At 62.6% G+C, this 16,083-nt stretch carries 18 protein-coding genes; 14 read left to right on the top strand and 4 right to left on the bottom strand.

Annotation, left to right across the window (positions count from 1 at the left end; all coding sequences use genetic code 11):
• Positions 1-107 precede the first annotated feature (107 nt).
• On the top strand, positions 108-1,910 hold the full coding sequence (locus ACLBKS_RS06170) for a GGDEF domain-containing protein (protein WP_410191938.1): 1,803 nt from the start codon (positions 108-110) through the stop codon (positions 1,908-1,910).
• Between the two features lie 24 nt (positions 1,911-1,934).
• Positions 1,935-3,317, top strand: coding sequence for a lysophospholipid transporter LplT (gene lplT / locus ACLBKS_RS06165; protein WP_410191904.1), 1,383 nt, complete (start codon positions 1,935-1,937; stop codon positions 3,315-3,317).
• A gap of 75 nt (positions 3,318-3,392) precedes the next feature.
• Here lplT and ACLBKS_RS06160 read toward each other — a convergent pair whose 3' ends face one another.
• Complete coding sequence (locus tag ACLBKS_RS06160) at positions 3,393-4,742, bottom strand: glycosyltransferase family 4 protein (protein WP_410191903.1); 1,350 nt, start codon at positions 4,740-4,742, stop codon at positions 3,393-3,395.
• Between the two features lie 289 nt (positions 4,743-5,031).
• Between ACLBKS_RS06160 and ACLBKS_RS06155 the strand changes: the two genes are divergently transcribed.
• On the top strand, positions 5,032-5,673 hold the full coding sequence (locus ACLBKS_RS06155; protein ID WP_410191902.1) for a hypothetical protein: 642 nt from the start codon (positions 5,032-5,034) through the stop codon (positions 5,671-5,673).
• Positions 5,674-5,815: 142 nt separating this feature from the next.
• Here the strand turns inward: ACLBKS_RS06155 and ACLBKS_RS06150 are convergent, their stop codons facing one another.
• Positions 5,816-7,510, bottom strand: coding sequence for an aminotransferase class III-fold pyridoxal phosphate-dependent enzyme (locus ACLBKS_RS06150; RefSeq protein ID WP_410191901.1), 1,695 nt, complete (start codon positions 7,508-7,510; stop codon positions 5,816-5,818).
• Between the two features lie 131 nt (positions 7,511-7,641).
• On the opposite strand from ACLBKS_RS06150, the gene asd reads away from it, so the two are divergent.
• The 11 genes from asd (at position 7,642) to ACLBKS_RS06095 (ending at position 15,007) form a co-directional block, all read left to right on the top strand.
• On the top strand, positions 7,642-8,520 hold the full coding sequence (asd, locus tag ACLBKS_RS06145) for an archaetidylserine decarboxylase (RefSeq protein WP_410191900.1): 879 nt from the start codon (positions 7,642-7,644) through the stop codon (positions 8,518-8,520).
• A gap of 277 nt (positions 8,521-8,797) precedes the next feature.
• A complete protein-coding gene (locus tag ACLBKS_RS06140; protein ID WP_410191899.1) occupies positions 8,798-9,304 on the top strand; it encodes a DinB family protein in 507 nt (168 codons plus the stop codon).
• A gap of 245 nt (positions 9,305-9,549) precedes the next feature.
• A complete protein-coding gene (locus ACLBKS_RS06135) occupies positions 9,550-10,155 on the top strand; it encodes a chlorite dismutase family protein (RefSeq protein WP_410191898.1) in 606 nt (201 codons plus the stop codon).
• 125 nt (positions 10,156-10,280) lie between these two features.
• A complete protein-coding gene (locus tag ACLBKS_RS06130) occupies positions 10,281-10,733 on the top strand; it encodes a DinB family protein (RefSeq protein ID WP_410191937.1) in 453 nt (150 codons plus the stop codon).
• 234 nt (positions 10,734-10,967) lie between these two features.
• Positions 10,968-11,711: an EAL domain-containing protein gene (locus tag ACLBKS_RS06125; protein WP_410191897.1), complete on the top strand. Its 744-nt coding sequence runs from the start codon at positions 10,968-10,970 to the stop codon at positions 11,709-11,711.
• 55 nt (positions 11,712-11,766) lie between these two features.
• Positions 11,767-12,252, top strand: coding sequence for an arsinothricin resistance N-acetyltransferase ArsN1 family B (locus ACLBKS_RS06120; protein WP_410191896.1), 486 nt, complete (start codon positions 11,767-11,769; stop codon positions 12,250-12,252).
• Positions 12,253-12,266: 14 nt separating this feature from the next.
• Complete coding sequence (locus ACLBKS_RS06115; RefSeq protein ID WP_410191895.1) at positions 12,267-12,737, top strand: group II truncated hemoglobin; 471 nt, start codon at positions 12,267-12,269, stop codon at positions 12,735-12,737.
• Between the two features lie 79 nt (positions 12,738-12,816).
• Positions 12,817-13,296 carry a DUF4188 domain-containing protein gene (locus ACLBKS_RS06110; protein WP_410191894.1) on the top strand — a complete coding sequence of 160 codons (480 nt, stop codon included), beginning with the start codon at positions 12,817-12,819 and terminating at the stop codon, positions 13,294-13,296.
• Positions 13,297-13,341: 45 nt separating this feature from the next.
• On the top strand, positions 13,342-13,758 hold the full coding sequence (locus ACLBKS_RS06105) for a VOC family protein (RefSeq protein ID WP_410191893.1): 417 nt from the start codon (positions 13,342-13,344) through the stop codon (positions 13,756-13,758).
• Between the two features lie 57 nt (positions 13,759-13,815).
• Entirely contained in the window at positions 13,816-14,604 is a 789-nt protein-coding gene (locus ACLBKS_RS06100) for a helix-turn-helix domain-containing protein (RefSeq protein WP_410191892.1), read from the top strand.
• Between the two features lie 22 nt (positions 14,605-14,626).
• A complete protein-coding gene (locus ACLBKS_RS06095; protein WP_410191891.1) occupies positions 14,627-15,007 on the top strand; it encodes a VOC family protein in 381 nt (126 codons plus the stop codon).
• Between the two features lie 77 nt (positions 15,008-15,084).
• Here the strand turns inward: ACLBKS_RS06095 and ACLBKS_RS06090 are convergent, their stop codons facing one another.
• Together ACLBKS_RS06090 and ACLBKS_RS06085 are read right to left on the bottom strand one after the other, a co-directional pair.
• Complete coding sequence (locus tag ACLBKS_RS06090; protein ID WP_410191890.1) at positions 15,085-15,399, bottom strand: DUF6958 family protein; 315 nt, start codon at positions 15,397-15,399, stop codon at positions 15,085-15,087.
• Positions 15,377-15,922 carry a GFA family protein gene (locus tag ACLBKS_RS06085; protein ID WP_410191889.1) on the bottom strand — a complete coding sequence of 182 codons (546 nt, stop codon included), beginning with the start codon at positions 15,920-15,922 and terminating at the stop codon, positions 15,377-15,379. Before ACLBKS_RS06085 ends, ACLBKS_RS06090 begins: the two co-directional genes overlap by 23 nt.
• Between the last annotated feature and the right edge of the window lie 161 nt (positions 15,923-16,083).

Here is a 16,083-nt window from a genome sequence, read left to right as displayed (position 1 = left end):
GTCATTCCGTCACGCGCGAGGGGCAGTATGAATGGGTGATTGACCAAGTTCACCTCTATGTTCCCGACGCGCTGACCCGGGAGGGCACGGGCTCGCTGGCCGCCTTGATGCGGCAAGGGGGCTTGCGCGCGGTGTTTCAGCCCATCGTCGATTTGAAGTCCGCCGCGGTGCACGCCCATGAGGCATTGATCCGTGGGCCCGAAGACAGCCCCTTGCATCGCCCCGATGCCCTGCTGCGCGCCGCGCAGGACGAAGGGCTGCTCTACGAATTCGAGCTGTTCTGCCTCCAGGTCGCCTTGCGGCGCTGGGGCGCCCTGCGTCAACCGGGGCGGCTGTTCCTCAATATCAGCGCCAATGCGCTGTCGCGCCTGGTGGACGTGGGCGGCACCACGCTGCTGGCGCAAGGCATCCGCAACCTGCAGGTATCGCCACGCAAGGTGGTGCTGGAGATCACCGAGCACGAACGCGTGCACGATGTCGACGCCTTGTGCGAAGTCTCGCGCGCCTTGCAGTCCGAGGGGCTGGCGCTCGCGCTGGACGACTTCGGCGATGGCCGCTCCAGCCTGCGCCTGTGGTCCCAGCTCAAACCCGACATCGTCAAGATCGACAAGTACTTCAGCCACGACATCCACGAAAGCGCCGACCGGCTCAAGACCTTGCAGGCCTTGCTGCAGATCGCCGATGTGTTTGGCACGTCCCTGGTGGCCGAGGGCATCGAGCACGAGGCGGAACTGCGGGTGATCCGGGACCTGGGCGTTACTTACGGTCAGGGCTGGCTGCTGGGCCGACCCGGCGCCGAGGTGTCCGCCGAACCCGCCCGCGAGGCGGTGGGCGTGCTGCTGGACACGCGCGTGGCGGTGCTGCCCGAGCAGCGTTACGTGGCCCAGCGCGGCCAGCTGCGTCACTTGTCCATCATCGATGCCCCCACGCTGACCCCCGCGACCAGCAACGACGAGGCGGCGGCGATGTTCCAGGCGAACCCAGGTCTGCATGCCATGGCCGTGCTGGAAGGGACCTTGCAGGGGGACGGTGGTGGCGACCGGCCCATCGCCATCCTCAACCGCCAGCAGTTCATGGACCACTACGCCACGCTGTACTTCCGCGAGATCCATGGCCGCAAGTCCTGCATCAAGCACGCCAACCGCGAGCCGCGCCTGATCGAGCGCAATTTCGACATCGAGGAGCTGGTGGGCATCCTGACTTCGCAAGACCAACGCTACCTCAGCGATGGCTTCATCGTCACCGACAACGGGCGCTACGTTGGCTTGGGCACGGGGGACCAGCTGGTTCGCTCCGTCACCGAGCTGCGGCTGGAAGCGGCGCGCCACGCCAACCCCTTGACCTCGCTGCCGGGCAACATCCCGATCAGCCTGCACATGCAGCGTCTGCTCGACAGCGGCGGCGCCTTCACCGTCTGCTACCTGGACCTGGACAACTTCAAGCCCTTCAACGACCACTACGGTTATTGGCGCGGCGACGAGATGATCCGTCTGCTGGCCCGCCTCGCCGCGGCCCACAGCGATCCGCAGCGGGATTTCGTGGGCCACGTCGGTGGTGATGATTTCATGATCCTGTTCCAAAGCGAGGACTGGCGCTCGCGCTGCGAACGGATCATCGCCACGTTCGCGCGGCAGGCGCGTGAACTCTATGACGAGGAAGGGCGCACGCGCGGTGGCGTCGAGGCCGAGGACCGCCAGGGCGTGCGGCGCTTCTTTCCCTGCACCACCGTGTCCATCGGCGCGGTGCGCGTCGCCGGAGGCGAGTACCGCGATGCCGAGGAACTGGCCACCAAGGCCTCCCTGTCCAAGCACGAGGCCAAGCTTGCGGGCGGACTGCATGTGATGGGGGAGGTGGCGGCGCCCGCGCGTGCGCTTTCCCATCAGGACAACGGTGCGCACGCGGATGCGTGAAGCGTCACGATGGACCCGATGCCCATGAGCATGGACGATCGTCGCATGCGCTTGGAGGGGGCTGCCCACACCTCCTCCAGACCTGGGTTGCCGCGGGGTTTCGTGTGGCTGATCGCGGCGCAGTTTCTCTCCGCCCTGGCCGACAACGCCCTGCTGATCGTCACCATGGCTTGGTTGCACGCGCTGGGCGTGCCAGCCTGGTGGGCGCCCCTGCTCAAGTTCAGCTTCACGGCGTCCTATGTGGTGATGGCGCCCTTCGTCGGCTCGCTGGCCGACCGCATCTGCAAGCGCCGTCTGATGGTGTTGATGAACAGCCTGAAGTTGCTCGGTGCCCTGGCCCTGCTGGCGGGACTGCACCCCTTGGCGGCGTTCGCACTCGTGGGCTTGGGCGCCTCGGCCTACGCGCCCGCGAAATACGGCCTCTTGACGGAAAGCACGCCGCCTGCCGCCCTGGTGGCCGCCAACGGCTGGGTCGAATCCGCCGTGGTGCTCTCGGTGTTGCTGGGGGTCGTGGTGGGCGGGGCGCTGGTGGCGCCGGTTTGGTTGCAATCCAGTTGGGTGCAGGCGGTGGTGACGGGCGAGCAGCTGGCTTGGCTGGGGGCTTGCCTGCCAACGGCGGCGCTGGAGGCGTTGTCCCCCGATGTGTCGGTCCGCTTGCGCACTCTGCAGGTGTCCTTGCTGTGTGTGGTGGGGGTGTATGTGTTGGCCGCTCTGTGCCATTTCGGCATTCGACCCAGTGGCGCGCGCTATCCCCAGCGGCCCGGAGGCTTTCTATCCTGGCATTTGTGGACTGACTTCCGCGCCGCCAACCGTCGCCTGTGGTTGGACCGCAGTGGCGGCTTGTCCCTGGCCGTGACCTCCGTGTTCTGGGGCTTGTCGTCGCTGATGCAATTCGCGGTGTTGCTGTGGGCCACCCGCGTGCTGGCCTTGGGCTTGGATCAGGCCGCCTACTTGCAGGGCACGGTGGCCGCCGGCGTGGTCGCAGGGGCGGTCTGGGTGGCTACGCGTTTGCGCCTGCGCCACGCACTGCGGGTGCTGGTGCTGGGCCTGCCCATGGGCGCGCTGCTGGTGCTTGGCCCTTGGTTGATCACCGATTGGCGTTGGGCCTTGCCGGTCTTGCTCGCCTTGGGCGCGCTAGGCGGCGTGATGGTGGTGCCCATGAACGCCTTGCTGCAACACCGCGGCCACCGTTTGCTCAGCGCCGGGCAATCCATCGCGGTGCAAGGATTCAACGAAAACCTCGGCATCTTGTTGGCCTTGGCCTCTTACGCGGGACTCATCGCCTTGGAGGTGCCTGTGCAAGTGGTCATGGCGCTCGCTGGCACCGGGCTGGCGGCGTTCGTGGTGTCGATGCAGGGGCGGCGTTGGCTCAAGCGTGGTCGATCCGTCGGGCGCACGGACCACTGACTCAGCACCAGCACCTGAAGCCGATCACGCTGCCACGGGCGACGCCGTCCGACGTCGGCCCCGCCGCTCAGTGCTTCACGCCAGTTCGACCTCGACGTCGCTGCCTCGGGAGGCCGGCTCGGCGGCTCCGCGCGGGTTCTCGATGGCCTGCTTCATCACCGTTTCGACCTGGGCCACGATGCCGCTCCAACCGCAGCGGCGCGCGGTTTCGTGCGCGCGCACGCGCAGACGAGCGCGCAGGTCCGCGTCTCGCGCCAGGTTGAGCAGTTGCCGCGAGAAGAGCGCTTCGTCGTCCAGCGGCGCGAGCAAACCGTTGTGGCCGTGCGTGATGTGTTGCGCCGCGGCGGCGTAATCAAAAGCCAGCACCGCCAGGCCACTGGCCATCGCCTCCAGCACCACGTTGCCGAAGGTCTCCGTGCGGCTGGGGAAAGCGAAAATGTCCGCGCTGGCGTAGCAACGCGCCAGGGCCTCGCCTTGCAACACGCCCGTGAAGATCACCGCGGGGCCGTAGGGCGCCAGTTCGGCTTGCAGTTCCTCGCGCGCGGGTCCGTTGCCGGTGAGCACCAGCAGCAACTCGGGTTGTTGCAGGCGCGCCTGTTTCCATGCGGCGATCAGCAAACCCAGGTTCTTTTCGTGCGCGATCCGACCCACGCACAACAGCACCGGCGCGTCGGGCCGCACGCCGGCTTGTTCGCACCACTGCGCGCGCAGCTTGGGGTCGCGCCGGGCGGGATGCAGCAGTTGGGTGTCCACGCCGCGCGCCACCACGTGCAGACGCTCGAAGCCTCGGGCGTCAAGCTGGTCCGCCAGCTCGCGCGTGGGCACCATGGTGGCCTGGGCTTGGTTGTGGAAGCGCTTGAGGTAGGCCATGATGGGCTTTGCCAGCCAGCCCAAGCGGTAGTGACCGCTGTAGGCGTGGAAGTTCGTGCGGAAGTCCGAGGTGACGGGAATGCGCAGCTTGCGCGCCACGCGCAACGCCGACCAGCCCAGCGGCCCCTCGGTGGCGATGTGCACCAGGTCCGGCCGCTGCACCGACCACAGCGCGCGCAATTGCCGCCGCGCCGGGAAGCCGATCTGCAGGTGCGGGTAGTGTGGAATCGCCATGCCGCGCATCAGCACGTCCTGCGCTTGCGCGTTCAATGTCCCGAGCTCTGTTTCCGTCTGGGCGGGCCTGCCCTTGTCGACCGCCACGGCCGAGTTCTTTTCATGCGTCTGCCTCGGCCGCACGAGCTGCACTTGATGGCCGCGCTCGCGCAGGCCTTGCACCACGCGTTGCAGCGTCATCGCGACGCCGTTCACTTCCGGGGGATAGGTTTCCGTCACCACGGCCAGACGCAGTTGCGTCTGCGTGGCGGGCAGGTTTTCGATGCAGAGTTCCTGGTACGCCGCATCGGCCATGTCGGAGTCATCGAAAGGGGGCTTCATGCCAGACATCTTGAGTGCGCCACATCTCAGATTCATGACGACGGCGTGGCATCTTCGTGAAACCGCGCCTCGCGGTGGAGCGGCAAAACAACATTCGGGACGGCCTCGCACCACCATGCTGCATGAACGGTGTGGATGTCATCGTTTTTTCATGCGCTCCCGCGAATATGGCAAGGCTGTTACATCGCAGGGCTGCGCCTTGCATGGGGCCGCCTCGGATCGGCCCATGCAGAACCCCGCGAGTCCCCGCGCAAGCCGGTCTCGCACCTCATCTCTTTAGGAGTTTCACGTGTCTTCATTTCTGCACGATCTCAAGATCCAGCGCTGGGACGACCACCGCTACTACCACCACAGCCGCATCAACCAGTCGCTGCACTTCATCAGCGCGATCTCGTTTCTGGTGGCGTATGTCTTCCTCGTCATCAACCCGCCCATCGCGGGGTTGATCGGCTGGTTGATCTCCATGGTCACGCGTCAGTCGGGCCATTTCTTCTTCGAGCCGCGCGGGTATGACCACATCAACCAGGTCACCGACGAGTACAAGGAAGAGATCAAGGTCGGCTTCAACATCCAGCGCAAGGTGGTGCTGATGGCCGTGTGGGCGGGACTGCCCCTGGCGCTGTGGCTGGACCCGGACTTCTTCGGTCTGATGGAGCCCCACCGCGACCTCGAAGGTTTCGTGCTCAACGTCGGCTGGCTCTGGCTCTGGCTGGGCGCGGCGGGCCTCTTGGTGCGCGTGCTGCAACTGTGGCAAAAGCAAAACCTCTACACCGGCATCGTCTGGGCCACCAAGATCCTGACCGATCCCTTCCATGACATCGCCATGTACTGGAAGTCGCCGTACTACCTCTTCGTCAAGCGCGAACTGATCGACCCCGGTCATCATTTGGCCGAGGGCGACGAGCACAAGCCGGAGTACGCGCAAGGCTGATGGATCGCTGGACGCTGACCCCGTTCACCACGGGGTCCGTAAAAGAAAGGGCGGCAACTTCGGTTGCCGCCCTTTCTTTCTGGGTGCACCAGGGTGATCGGTCGATTGCCCTTCGCTCTGATCCGCCGATCACCCTTCGCTTTCAGGCCCGACCGAACCAGCGCGAGGAAAACTGCCGCAGTGTTTCGCGCAGCACCGTGCGCTTGATGGTCTTGTTGCTGAGCTTGGATGCACCATCGATGCTGGAGACGTGCCACCAGCCGTCCTGCCGCATCAGCCGCGCCGCTTGCACACAGCGTTCCAGCACGGCGTCGAAGTCGGCCTCGCCGTAGTTCAGGCTGAAGATGAAACGGCCCGTGCCGACCCAGCTCAGGGCCAAGCCCGCGTCGCGCAGGTAGTACTGGAACATCCAGTTGTAGCGCGAGGGGACTGTGTAATTCAGCGTCCAGATGGATTGCAGATTGGCCGCTTGAACCGGCAGACCTTCCGCGACCATGCGGGCATTGAACTTCTCACGCCGGGCGTCCCACACCGCGTCCTGATCTTGGTAGAGCGCCTGGACCGCCGGCGTTTCCAATTGGCGCAAGAAGGCGTTCATCGCGCCCATCACATACGGGTGCTCCTTGAAGGTGCCGCGGGCGAAGCAGATGTCCGCGGGTTTGTCTTCGCGGAAGCGTTGCATCAGGGCGCGGCTGCCGCAGACCACGCCGACCGGGAAACCGCCGCCCAGGGTCTTGCCATAGGTCACCAGGTCGGCCTGCACGCCGAAGTATTCCTGCGCGCCGCCAGGCGCGAGCCGGAAACCCAGGAACACTTCGTCGAAGATCAGCACGATGCCGCGCTGCGTGCACACCTCGCGCAGTTGCTTCAGCCAGTGGGCGTAGGCTTGTTTCTGCTCCGGGCCGTAGCTCGCGTTGCGGCTGCTGTCGAGCAGGGTGGAATCCCCCGGGGCGCTCTTGTTCGGGTGCAGGGCCTGCAGCGGGTTGACCAGCACGCAGGCGATGTCCTTGCGGGTGCGCAAGACCTTCAGCGAGGCCTCGTGCATCTCGCGCAGGGTGTAGGTCTCGCGCGGGGGCAGGGGGTTGCCGGGGCCGGGCTGCACGTCTTCCCACCAGCCGTGGTAGGCGCCGGAAAAGCGCACCAGATGCTTCTTGCGCGTGTGGTAGCGCGCCAGGCGCACGGCTTGCATCACGGCCTCGGTGCCGCTCATGTGGAAGGACACATCGTCCTTGCCGCTGATGGCTTTCAGGCGCTTCACGTTGTCGGCCACGCAGGGGTGCAGCATGCCGAGCACCAGGCCCAGGTCCTGCGTGAGCGCCGCGCCCTCGGCCATGTTCTGCTTGTAGAAATCCACGCCCAGCACGTTCACGCCATAGGAACCCGAGAGGTCGTAGTAGCGATTGCCATCCAGGTCGGTGACGGTCACGCCGCTGGCCGATTGCACAAAGGCACCGCTGGCCATGTGCTCGCGCAGGTAGGGGCTGTACTGGAAGGGCACGCGGTAGGCGCCGGTGAAGCGCAGGTCGGGAATGCCGTCACGCATCTCCTTCGTCAGCGCGATGGACTTCGGCGCCTTGGCCTGCAGGCGACCGGCCAGCGCGTGGAACCCCGCGCGGCGCAGCTGCACCACGTTCTCAGGCGCGCCGTCGCTGTTGAAGAACTGCGACTCGTCATAGGCATAACCCGGCAGCAGCCGGGCCAGGCGCTTGGCCATGCGCGAATGCCCCGTGAGAGAAGGGTGCTTGGCGCGTGAGAGTTCCAGCCTGCGCTTGATCTTGGGCAGGGTGAGGGCCGCTGCCCCGAGCAGACCGGCCGTCCAGGCAAATTCATCCACCATGGTTGTGTTGCTTTCGTGACTGAAATGCCCTTTGTAGGCGGCCAATTTGACAGGCGCGTGAAATCCCCGTGACGCGCGGCCCGTCACCCCCGTTTCGTCGTTCTGCAACAAATCCGCCCTAGAGTCGACGCATGAACGTCATCCACCGCCTGCTGCAGCAGGAAAACCTGAACTTCGTCCTCACCAACCGCCTGCCGCGCGTCGCGCTGACGCGCTTCATGGGGCGCTTCGCCCAAATCCGCAACCCGCTGGTGCGCGTGCCGTCCATTGCCGCGTTCAAGTTCTTTGCCCGGCCGGACCTGGGCGAGGCCAAACAGAAGAAGTTCGATAGCCTGCGCGACTGCTTCGTGCGCGAACTGAAGGAAGGTGCGCGGCCCTTCGACCCGGACCCTCATGGGGTGTGCGCCCCCAGCGACGGCATCATCGGCGGCCATGGCCGCATTCAGGGCGATGAGCTGCTGCAAATCAAAGGCATGCCTTACAGCTTGAAGGAGCTGCTGGGCAACGACGCAGCGGCTTCCCAACTGGCACAGCAGCACCAGGGGGGCAGCTATGTCACCCTGCGCCTGCGCGCGGGCATGTACCACCGCTTTCACGCGCCCACCGATTGCCGGGTGCGGCGTGTCACGCACATCCAAGGCGACGCGTGGAACGTCAACCCCATCGCGCTCAAGCGCGTGAAGTCGCTCTACTGCCGCAACGACCGCGCGGTGATTGAAACCACCTACCGCGATGATCACGGCCAGGAGCATGCACTGACCTTGGTGCCCGTAGGCGCCATCCTCGTGGCCAGCGTGCGCCTGCACTTCCTGGACCTGAACCTGCACCATGACTACGCGGGGCCGCAAGTGCTGCCTTGTGACGCCACCTTGCAACGCGGGCAGGAAATGGGCTGGTTCGAACATGGCTCCACCATCGTGGTGCTCGCGCCGCCGGGACTGGAACTGGTGGACGGGTTGTCGACGGGGAGTGAGGTGAGGGCGGGGCAGGGGTTGTTGAGGCAGGCTTGAGCCATCTAACTCGATGGACCAGCGCCCCCAGTACGGGCTGCTCTGCGCCCAGGCTGTTGAGCTGCTAGCGTATACGCTCACGCATCTGATTTAGCAAACCTGGTGCTCACGGGGCGCGGAGGTGGCGCTACATTGCGGGGTTTTTGGATCAGCGCAATACTGTTCATGTAAAACAAGCAACTCGCTTGCGAAAAGGGGCGCAAAAATGAACACTTGGCCCATTTATTCCGTACTGATGCGGTCCATATCAAGTTAGACCGCATATCTGCCACACTGCATGAATCAACTAACTTTGGCTGCCCTTGCGGCCTTCCCTGACCAGCTCTCGTCGCTATACGAGTCGTTCCCTCTGGCGTCGAAGCATTTCGCTCCAGCATCCTGGGAGGGGGTGCCCAGCGAACCACTGACCGCAATTGAGCAAATCTGCCATGTCCTCGATATTGAGGTCGAAGGGTATCAAGTTCGAATCCAACGAACTCTGAACGAGTGGAATCCTGTTCTCCCATCGCTGGACACTGAAGCGATGGCGCGAGACCGTCTGTACCACCGGAAGGAAGCAGCAGCAGTTCTTCGCGACTTCCGTCGTGCGAGATCCGAAACCGTAGGCAGGCTCCAAGCGCTCACTGCCGAGCAACTAGAACGGCCAGCTCAGTTTGAGGGCTATGGTCAAGTTACGCTGCAGAGTCTCGTGCATTATCTTTGCAGCCACGATCAACAGCACTTGTCCGGCCTGCAGTGGTTGCTGGGCAAGCTATCAAGTCCAGCCACCAAGAATGCAGCCTAGCGCCGCATATTTGGATTCCCCATCAACGACAAAATACTCATTGACTAAGAACCTAGGGGCAAAGTCCTACAGTCGTAAATCCGGCATCTAAGGTGGGATCTTAAAGTCTCGTGCAAACGTGGAATCTGCGTTACCGCAAGGCTCCACCAATCCTATTGGCTGCATAGGAGCCAGCGGTGTTATCGGCGTCCTGCGGTGTCGGTGAGCCCGATTGACGATGTTCCGAACGCCTTTGCCAGCGGCGCGTGGGATTTCGAGTAACTTCATTAGACTGGAAAAACTTCCACGCCTCCATGTCAACTCGATCATTCACCTTTGTTGCCGCCACCACCGGCGAGTGGAGCGTCCGCTCACAAACAACGATCTGCGGGCCCGCCTTGGATCAGCCCGCTGCCATCAGCGTGCTCTCCGGGTTCGACGTCCCATCGAATTCGATGTGGAAACTCAGAGGCATCACCAGCAACGTCCGGTATGTGGAGCAAGGTGAAAAGACCGCGCTGCAGTTCAAGCAGGAAGGCCTGGGCCGGCCCGCTGCCACTTTCGCGGCCTTGATCCCGATCCGAAAATCTCCCGCTTGGTGGGATCTCACCCAAGATGAGCGCCGCCAAATCTTCGAAGCGCAATCGCAGCACATTGCCATAGGCATGCGTTATCTGCCTGCCATCGCTCGCAGGCTGCACCATTGCCGGGACATCTCGGAAGATGAGCCCTTCGATTTCTTGACTTGGTTCGAGTACGCTCCCGAGCACGAAGCGCAGTTCGATCAAATGCTGCTCGAACTCCGTTCTTCGCCTGAGTGGCGGTATGTCACGCGAGAAGTTGACATCCGCTTGGTCAAGAATTCGGCCTGAGCTTTTCGGCTACAACTGAGGCCCGAAGACGAAAACACAGCCAAGGTCATTCTTCATCAAGGACCACCCACATGAATGGCGCTCTCATCTCTCTGTTCAACCACAAGGCGTGAGCCAATACAGAACTGCACGCCGCCCTTGAAAGGTTTGACGCGGAACAACATCCCACTGTCTTTAGCGCCATGCTTCATACACTCGACCACGCGAATGTCGTGGATCGAATTTTCATGTGTCATCTAGATGGAACCACCGCGCCAGTCTTCAAGACGACCCATAGTGAACAGACTCCGACTCTGTCGGAGCTTCGTCAGTCAGTCATATCGACGGACGAGTGGTACCTTCAGTTTGTTTCCAAGGTCAGCGCTGATCGCCTCAACCACCGAATTCAATTCACGTTCACTGATGGCGACAAAGGCAGCATGACCTGCGAAGAGATGTTGCTTCATGTCATCACGCACAGTGGCTATCACCGTGGCAGCATCGGCCAGATGCTCGAGGACACGGGAACGAGTTCACCGCCTGATTCGCTGACGAAGTTCTTGCATCGGTTAGAACCTCACCGGAGAATTGTTCTTTGACCAAACAGTGGTCGAAACTACATCTCCCGGTGACGGCTATCTGAGTTCGGCCTCGCGTCAATCAAGACGAGGACCCCAATGTGGCGCCGCAGACGGCGCATTCCCATTCGGGATCGTTCATCCATCCATTCAAAAAACCACCCCAGATGGGTCAAGCCTGACCTTCAAGGACAAATCTTAGAATGACCGGAGAAGACAGAAATCAACTCAGGATAAGCATTCAAGGGAGAAGCTGTGGCGACGAGAAGTGAGGATGTCGTGTCGGGGCTGGAACAGGGTGAGTTTCACCTCGAGTACATGCCCATCGTTTCCCTGGCCACCGGCGATTGTGTCGCCGCGGAAGCGCTGATCCGCTGGAAGAAGGATGGGCAGGCGGTTTCTCCCGCGGTCTTCATTCCTGAAATAGAAGGGACGCCGGCGATCGGCCTCCTCACTTACTGGCTAGTGGAGCAGGTGGCGGTGGAACTTCGCGCTTGGCTGAGAGCCCACCGAGACTTTCACATCTCGATCAATGTGCCGCCCGAGTTGTTTGGCCGGGGCGGACTGCAGTACGCGGCTCACCATGCGGGGGTCAAAGATTTGTACCCGCAGTTCGTCCTGGAGATGACGGAGCGTGGTTCACCGGATCGCATTTCGCTCGAAGGTTTGCGTTCCGCGCGTCGGCTCGGCCTCGGGATCGCGATCGATGATGTGGAAGCCGACGGCCTCAGCCTGGTGCTGCTGGCGCGAACCAAACTGGACTACATCAAACTCGACAAAAGCGTGGTGGATCAAATCGCCAGTGAAGGTTTGATTGATCAGACGAAAGAAGAAATCAGGCGGGTGGCGGCCACTGGCCACCCCACCGTCGTGGCGGAAGGGATCGAGCACGAAGTGCAAGTGAAAAAACTCATGGAGCTGGGCGTGCAATGGGGGCAGGGATGGTTTTTCTCAAAGTCGCTGCCTGTGGATGCTTTCTTGGTCTTTCTTCAAAAGTGAATGGCTCCGCGTTCGTGGGAGCTTGAAAAAAATTGCGTGATTCTGGAGCCTTGTTGTGATTCGCTCTGCCCAACCTGCTGACGCTGAAGCCATCGTCGGCATCTACAACCATTACGTGGCCAACACCACCATCAGCTTCGAGGAACAGCCGGTCTCTGTCGAGGAAATGCTGCGGCGCATCGACGTCATCCAGGCGGCGGGCCTGCCTTGGCTGGTGTTGGAAGAGTCGGGGCAACTGCTGGGGTATGCCTATGCCGGCAAATGGAAAGAGCGCTCGGCCTACCGTTACTCCGTTGAGACGTCGGTCTATCTCAAGCAAGGCGTACAAGCCCGAGGCCTGGGCAGCCGCCTTTACGAGGCCTTGTTTTCCACCCTGGCGGAGCGAGGCATTCACGCCGCCATGGGCGGCATTGTGTTGCCGAACGACGCCAGCGTCCGCCTGCACGAGAAGATGGGCATGAAGCAGGTTGCCCGCTTTGAGCAAGTCGGGTACAAGTTCGGGCAGTGGCTGGATGTCGGCTACTGGCAGAAGGTCTTCTGATCAAAGGTGTGCTGATGCAAACCCAATCCCCTCCCTCCCTCTACGCTTGGCTTGGCGGCATGGAAGCGCTCTTGCGCTTGACGACCCGCTTCTACGAGCGCGTTCCCGCCAACCCGACGCTGGCTCCGGTGTTCGCTCACATGAACCCTGAGCATGCGAAGCATGTCGCTGCCTTCCTGGCGGAGGTGCTGGGTGGGCCAGAGGAATATTCGGCCAGTCATGGCGGTCATCCCCACATGATTCGTCAGCACCTGAATCGGCACCTCACCCAAGAGCAGCGACGCGCTTGGTTGACGCTGCTGCTCGACACCGCCGATGAACTGGGCATGCCCGATGACCCGGAGTTCCGGTCCGCCCTGGTGGGTTACCTGGAGTGGGGTTCCCGCCTCGCGGTGCTGAACTCGCAAGACGGTGCGGAGGTCAACCCCGACGCGCCCATGCCCAAGTGGGGCTGGGGCGAGGTCAAGGGCCCTTACGTGCCTTGACGGTCCTTGGGCCTTCCGTGGGCAGAGTCGATCCCGATTCATCCAGCATTTCAGCGAGGCACGCGGTGGCGTGATGGCCATGATCCACAAAGAACGATTGACCGCGACCCTGGAAGGGGACTTTGTCGTCTTCCTGATCGGCATGCGGATCAACAAGCCCTGGTTGATCCACAAATGGTTTCCGGTCGCTCAGGCCATGCCGCGCATGCTCAAGGAACTCGGGCGGCAACCCGATCTGGGGTTGTTGCACGCGGAGATGTGGTTCTCGCGCACCATCATCCTGGTGCAGTACTGGCGTTCGATGGACCAACTGCTGGCCTATGCCAAGAACAAGGACGCGGCCCATCTGCCTGCCTGGCGCGCCTTCAACCAGGCCATAGGTACCGACGGTTCGGTGGGAATCTGGCATGAGACCTACCAGGCCTCGGCGGGCAGTTATGAAAACGTCTACGTCAACATGCCACCCTTTGGTTTGGGCAAGGCGGGGCAGTTGCAGTCGGCCTCCGGTGGCAGGCAATCGGCTGCGGGACGCCTGGGCAGGGGGCGTGAAACGTCATGAGCCCCCATTCGTTTTGCAAGTTTTGATTCATCGGAGACAACTCGCATGCTCGACCACATGACCTTTCGTGTTCGCGACATCCAACGCACAAAGGCTTTCTACACGGCCGCGCTCACGCCCCTGGGATACACCCTCTGCTTCGAGGGCAACTATGGATCGAACCTCTTGGGCTTTGCCTATCCCGACCCTTCCGAGCCGGATGGCAAGAAGGCCGACGTGTGGTTCATCGATGGCCCGTCTCCGCATGGCGGTTCGCCCGTGACCACCGGATGCCATTTGGCCTGGAAGGCCAGCAGCCGCGCGGCTGTCGACGCCTTCTACCAGGCTGCGATTGCCGCGGGCGGCAAGGACAATGGACCACCCGGTCTGCGCCCGCACTACCACGCCCATTACTACGGCGCCTTTGTGATTGACCCAGAGGGCAACAACGTCGAGGCCGTGTGCCATCGGCCTGATGCTTGATGCCTTGGTAACGCTGGGTGCTCACCACGGTACATCAGCGACTGGCCTCCTCGTCCCATGAGCCAACGCCCTCAACCCCCGAGTACAGCCTTGCCTGCTGTGGCCCTTAGGGCCTACGTCAGCCACTATTGGTTGAGCTTGGACAACCAGGACCCAAGCTTTGCCATCACGCCGGACGGCTCCGTGGACATGGTGCTGGTGCTGGGCGGATCGAATCACCAGGTCGACGTGTATGGGACGAGCACCCGAAGAACTGAGCTGGCCATCGCGCCCGCGTGCCATTACCTCGGCATCCGCTTCAAACCCGGACAGAGTCGCCACTTTCTGGACATGCGGGCCAGCGAGTTGACGGATTCGGTGTTGCCTGCCGAGGGGCTGTTGATTCCCCGAGTGCTGGAACTGGCCGAGTCCATCGCGAGTCAAACCGTGTTCACTCGCCTGGACGCGATATTGCTGGCTCACCTGCAACGGCGGCCCCCGCAGCCCAGTCGCATCGACGATGCTCTGCGGCACATCGAACAGTCGCCACGTCCCTTGCGTGTCGATGAGTTGGCCGAGCTGTGCTGCAAGAGCCCACGGCAGTTTGAGCGTAACTTTCTGGAGGTCGCAGGTCTGTCGCCCAAGCTGTTTTCGGACATCGTCCGGTTCCGGCGTGCTTGCGCGCTGCTGGCCCGCGCGGACTTACCCCTTGCGCAGATCGCGGTCGAGTTGGGTTACACCGACCAAAGCCACTTCAGCCATGCGTTCACGCGCTTCCATGGTGCGCCACCCTCGCGGGCACGTGCGCAAGATGTCGCTTTCTTACAAGACGTCGCGGACCTCGCTGAACAGAATTCAGGCTTCTGAATCATCCCGTGAGGAGCGTTGAATGAAATTCTGGTCAGGTGTGGTCACCGAGAAGGTGCGTGAGTCCAAGGACTTTTACGTCCGGCTGTTTGGCTGCGAGGTGTTGTTCGAGGGCGAGGACGACTGGTTTGTCCTGTTGCAACTCGGCGAAGGTGAACTGGGCTTCATGAAGCCGAATCTCCCTTCACAACCCCCCATTTTTCGCCAGGCGTTTCAAGGGAGAGGCCTGTGGGTCGCCGTGGACGTGGACGATGTGGACGCGGCCTACGCGCGCATCCAGTCCCTGGGTGTGCCGATTGAAATGCCGCCGCGCGACGAACCCTGGGGCGACCGCCACTTCGTGGTGGTCGATCCGAACGGCATCGGGGTCGATGTGGTCCAGCATCGGCAGGGCGCAGCCTGACCCCTCTTGAAGTGGGGAGGAGTGCGCGGCGGCGCAGGCAGTGCGCGCCTGTCTGTGTCAGCGCGAAGGCGACCGGCTCAGGTCGATCGCCTCAAGCGCAGTGGCTTGGTGTTCTCCCGTTGGATGAGTCCCTTGGCTTCCAGATCCAGTTGTGTCGCCTTGAGCCACCATCCGGCCTTGGCGCCCTCGGGAAACAAGGCCTGCGGCAACAACGGGAGGATTGCGACCTTGACCTCGGCCCCGGTCATCCCGGGGGCGGTGCGGGGCAGCACGGAGATCAGCGCCTCTTTCATGGCCAGGTACTTGGCGCGATCCACGCGCTCCACCCGGCCCGGGGTGTTGATGTTCTCTATCGATATCTTGTCGTCGTCATTGCGCATCCAGATCTCCATGGACCCAATCCACTTTGGGTACACGAAAGCCCATGGCCGCCCAGGCCCAGAGTAGTCGTGCATAAAAGGAAAACGTGTGCGTGCCAGGATTGGGCACATCCTCCGGAAGCACCACCCCCTCGGGCTTGCTTCGGGTCATCGTCCTGAGGTCCAGCGCCGGCAAGGTTCCCGCTGGCCAGAGACCACCGTAGATGCTGAGCCAATGGCCCCCACTGAAATCCAGGAACATGGGCGTGTTGCAGCAACGCGCGACGACACGGCGCGTTGAGGCGTTTTTTGACAGCCGGTGCGCACGCAACAACTCCGCGCCCTTCACGCAGCACACTCGGTCCTTGCGATAAAGAACGAACCGGGTGGCACCGTGGTGATCCAGCACGGGTCTGGCGCCGGGCAGCGATTGCAAAAAGGCGCCTGCTTGCTGGCAATCGCTGCAGAGGCAGGCGGCGCTGACGATGGGCGAGCCGTACGCCTGCAAGGCGCATTGCCCGCAAGCGCAGGGCAGTGGGGTGATCTGATCGGGCATGACTGCTGGTCCTGTGTTTGTTTGTCGATTTGCTGCACTCCATCCAGGAGCCCGACGCGTGGCGCCTGGCAGTTTCGACAGAAGGGGACGGATCCTAGGGTTTCCCTTGATCAGGAAGCGCTGCCAGGCGAGGCCCCAGACCTTTTTGCTCTGCTGATACT

Source organism: Hylemonella sp. W303a, assembly GCF_046452315.1.
Taxonomy (GTDB): Bacteria; Pseudomonadota; Gammaproteobacteria; order Burkholderiales; family Burkholderiaceae_C; genus Hylemonella.
The sequence above is the reverse complement of the archived record's forward strand: the minus strand, read 5'-3'. Positions and strand labels throughout refer to the sequence as shown.

Bases quoted from the DNA above. Each gene is read 5' to 3' on its own strand.
- ACLBKS_RS06170 (WP_410191938.1), top strand. From the start codon at position 108: ATGCGGCAAGGGGGCTTGCGCGCGGTGTTTCAGCCCATCGTCGATTTG.
- lplT (WP_410191904.1), top strand. From the start codon at position 1,935: ATGAGCATGGACGATCGTCGCATGCGCTTGGAGGGGGCTGCCCACACC.
- ACLBKS_RS06160 (WP_410191903.1), bottom strand. From the start codon at position 4,742: ATGAAGCCCCCTTTCGATGACTCCGACATGGCCGATGCGGCGTACCAG.
- ACLBKS_RS06150 (WP_410191901.1), bottom strand. From the start codon at position 7,510: ATGGTGGATGAATTTGCCTGGACGGCCGGTCTGCTCGGGGCAGCGGCC.
- asd (WP_410191900.1), top strand. From the start codon at position 7,642: ATGAACGTCATCCACCGCCTGCTGCAGCAGGAAAACCTGAACTTCGTC.
- ACLBKS_RS06140 (WP_410191899.1), top strand. From the start codon at position 8,798: ATGAATCAACTAACTTTGGCTGCCCTTGCGGCCTTCCCTGACCAGCTC.
- ACLBKS_RS06115 (WP_410191895.1), top strand. From the start codon at position 12,267: ATGCAAACCCAATCCCCTCCCTCCCTCTACGCTTGGCTTGGCGGCATG.
- ACLBKS_RS06110 (WP_410191894.1), top strand. From the start codon at position 12,817: ATGATCCACAAAGAACGATTGACCGCGACCCTGGAAGGGGACTTTGTC.
- ACLBKS_RS06105 (WP_410191893.1), top strand. From the start codon at position 13,342: ATGCTCGACCACATGACCTTTCGTGTTCGCGACATCCAACGCACAAAG.
- ACLBKS_RS06100 (WP_410191892.1), top strand. From the start codon at position 13,816: ATGAGCCAACGCCCTCAACCCCCGAGTACAGCCTTGCCTGCTGTGGCC.
- ACLBKS_RS06095 (WP_410191891.1), top strand. From the start codon at position 14,627: ATGAAATTCTGGTCAGGTGTGGTCACCGAGAAGGTGCGTGAGTCCAAG.
- ACLBKS_RS06090 (WP_410191890.1), bottom strand. From the start codon at position 15,399: ATGGAGATCTGGATGCGCAATGACGACGACAAGATATCGATAGAGAAC.
- ACLBKS_RS06085 (WP_410191889.1), bottom strand. From the start codon at position 15,922: ATGCCCGATCAGATCACCCCACTGCCCTGCGCTTGCGGGCAATGCGCC.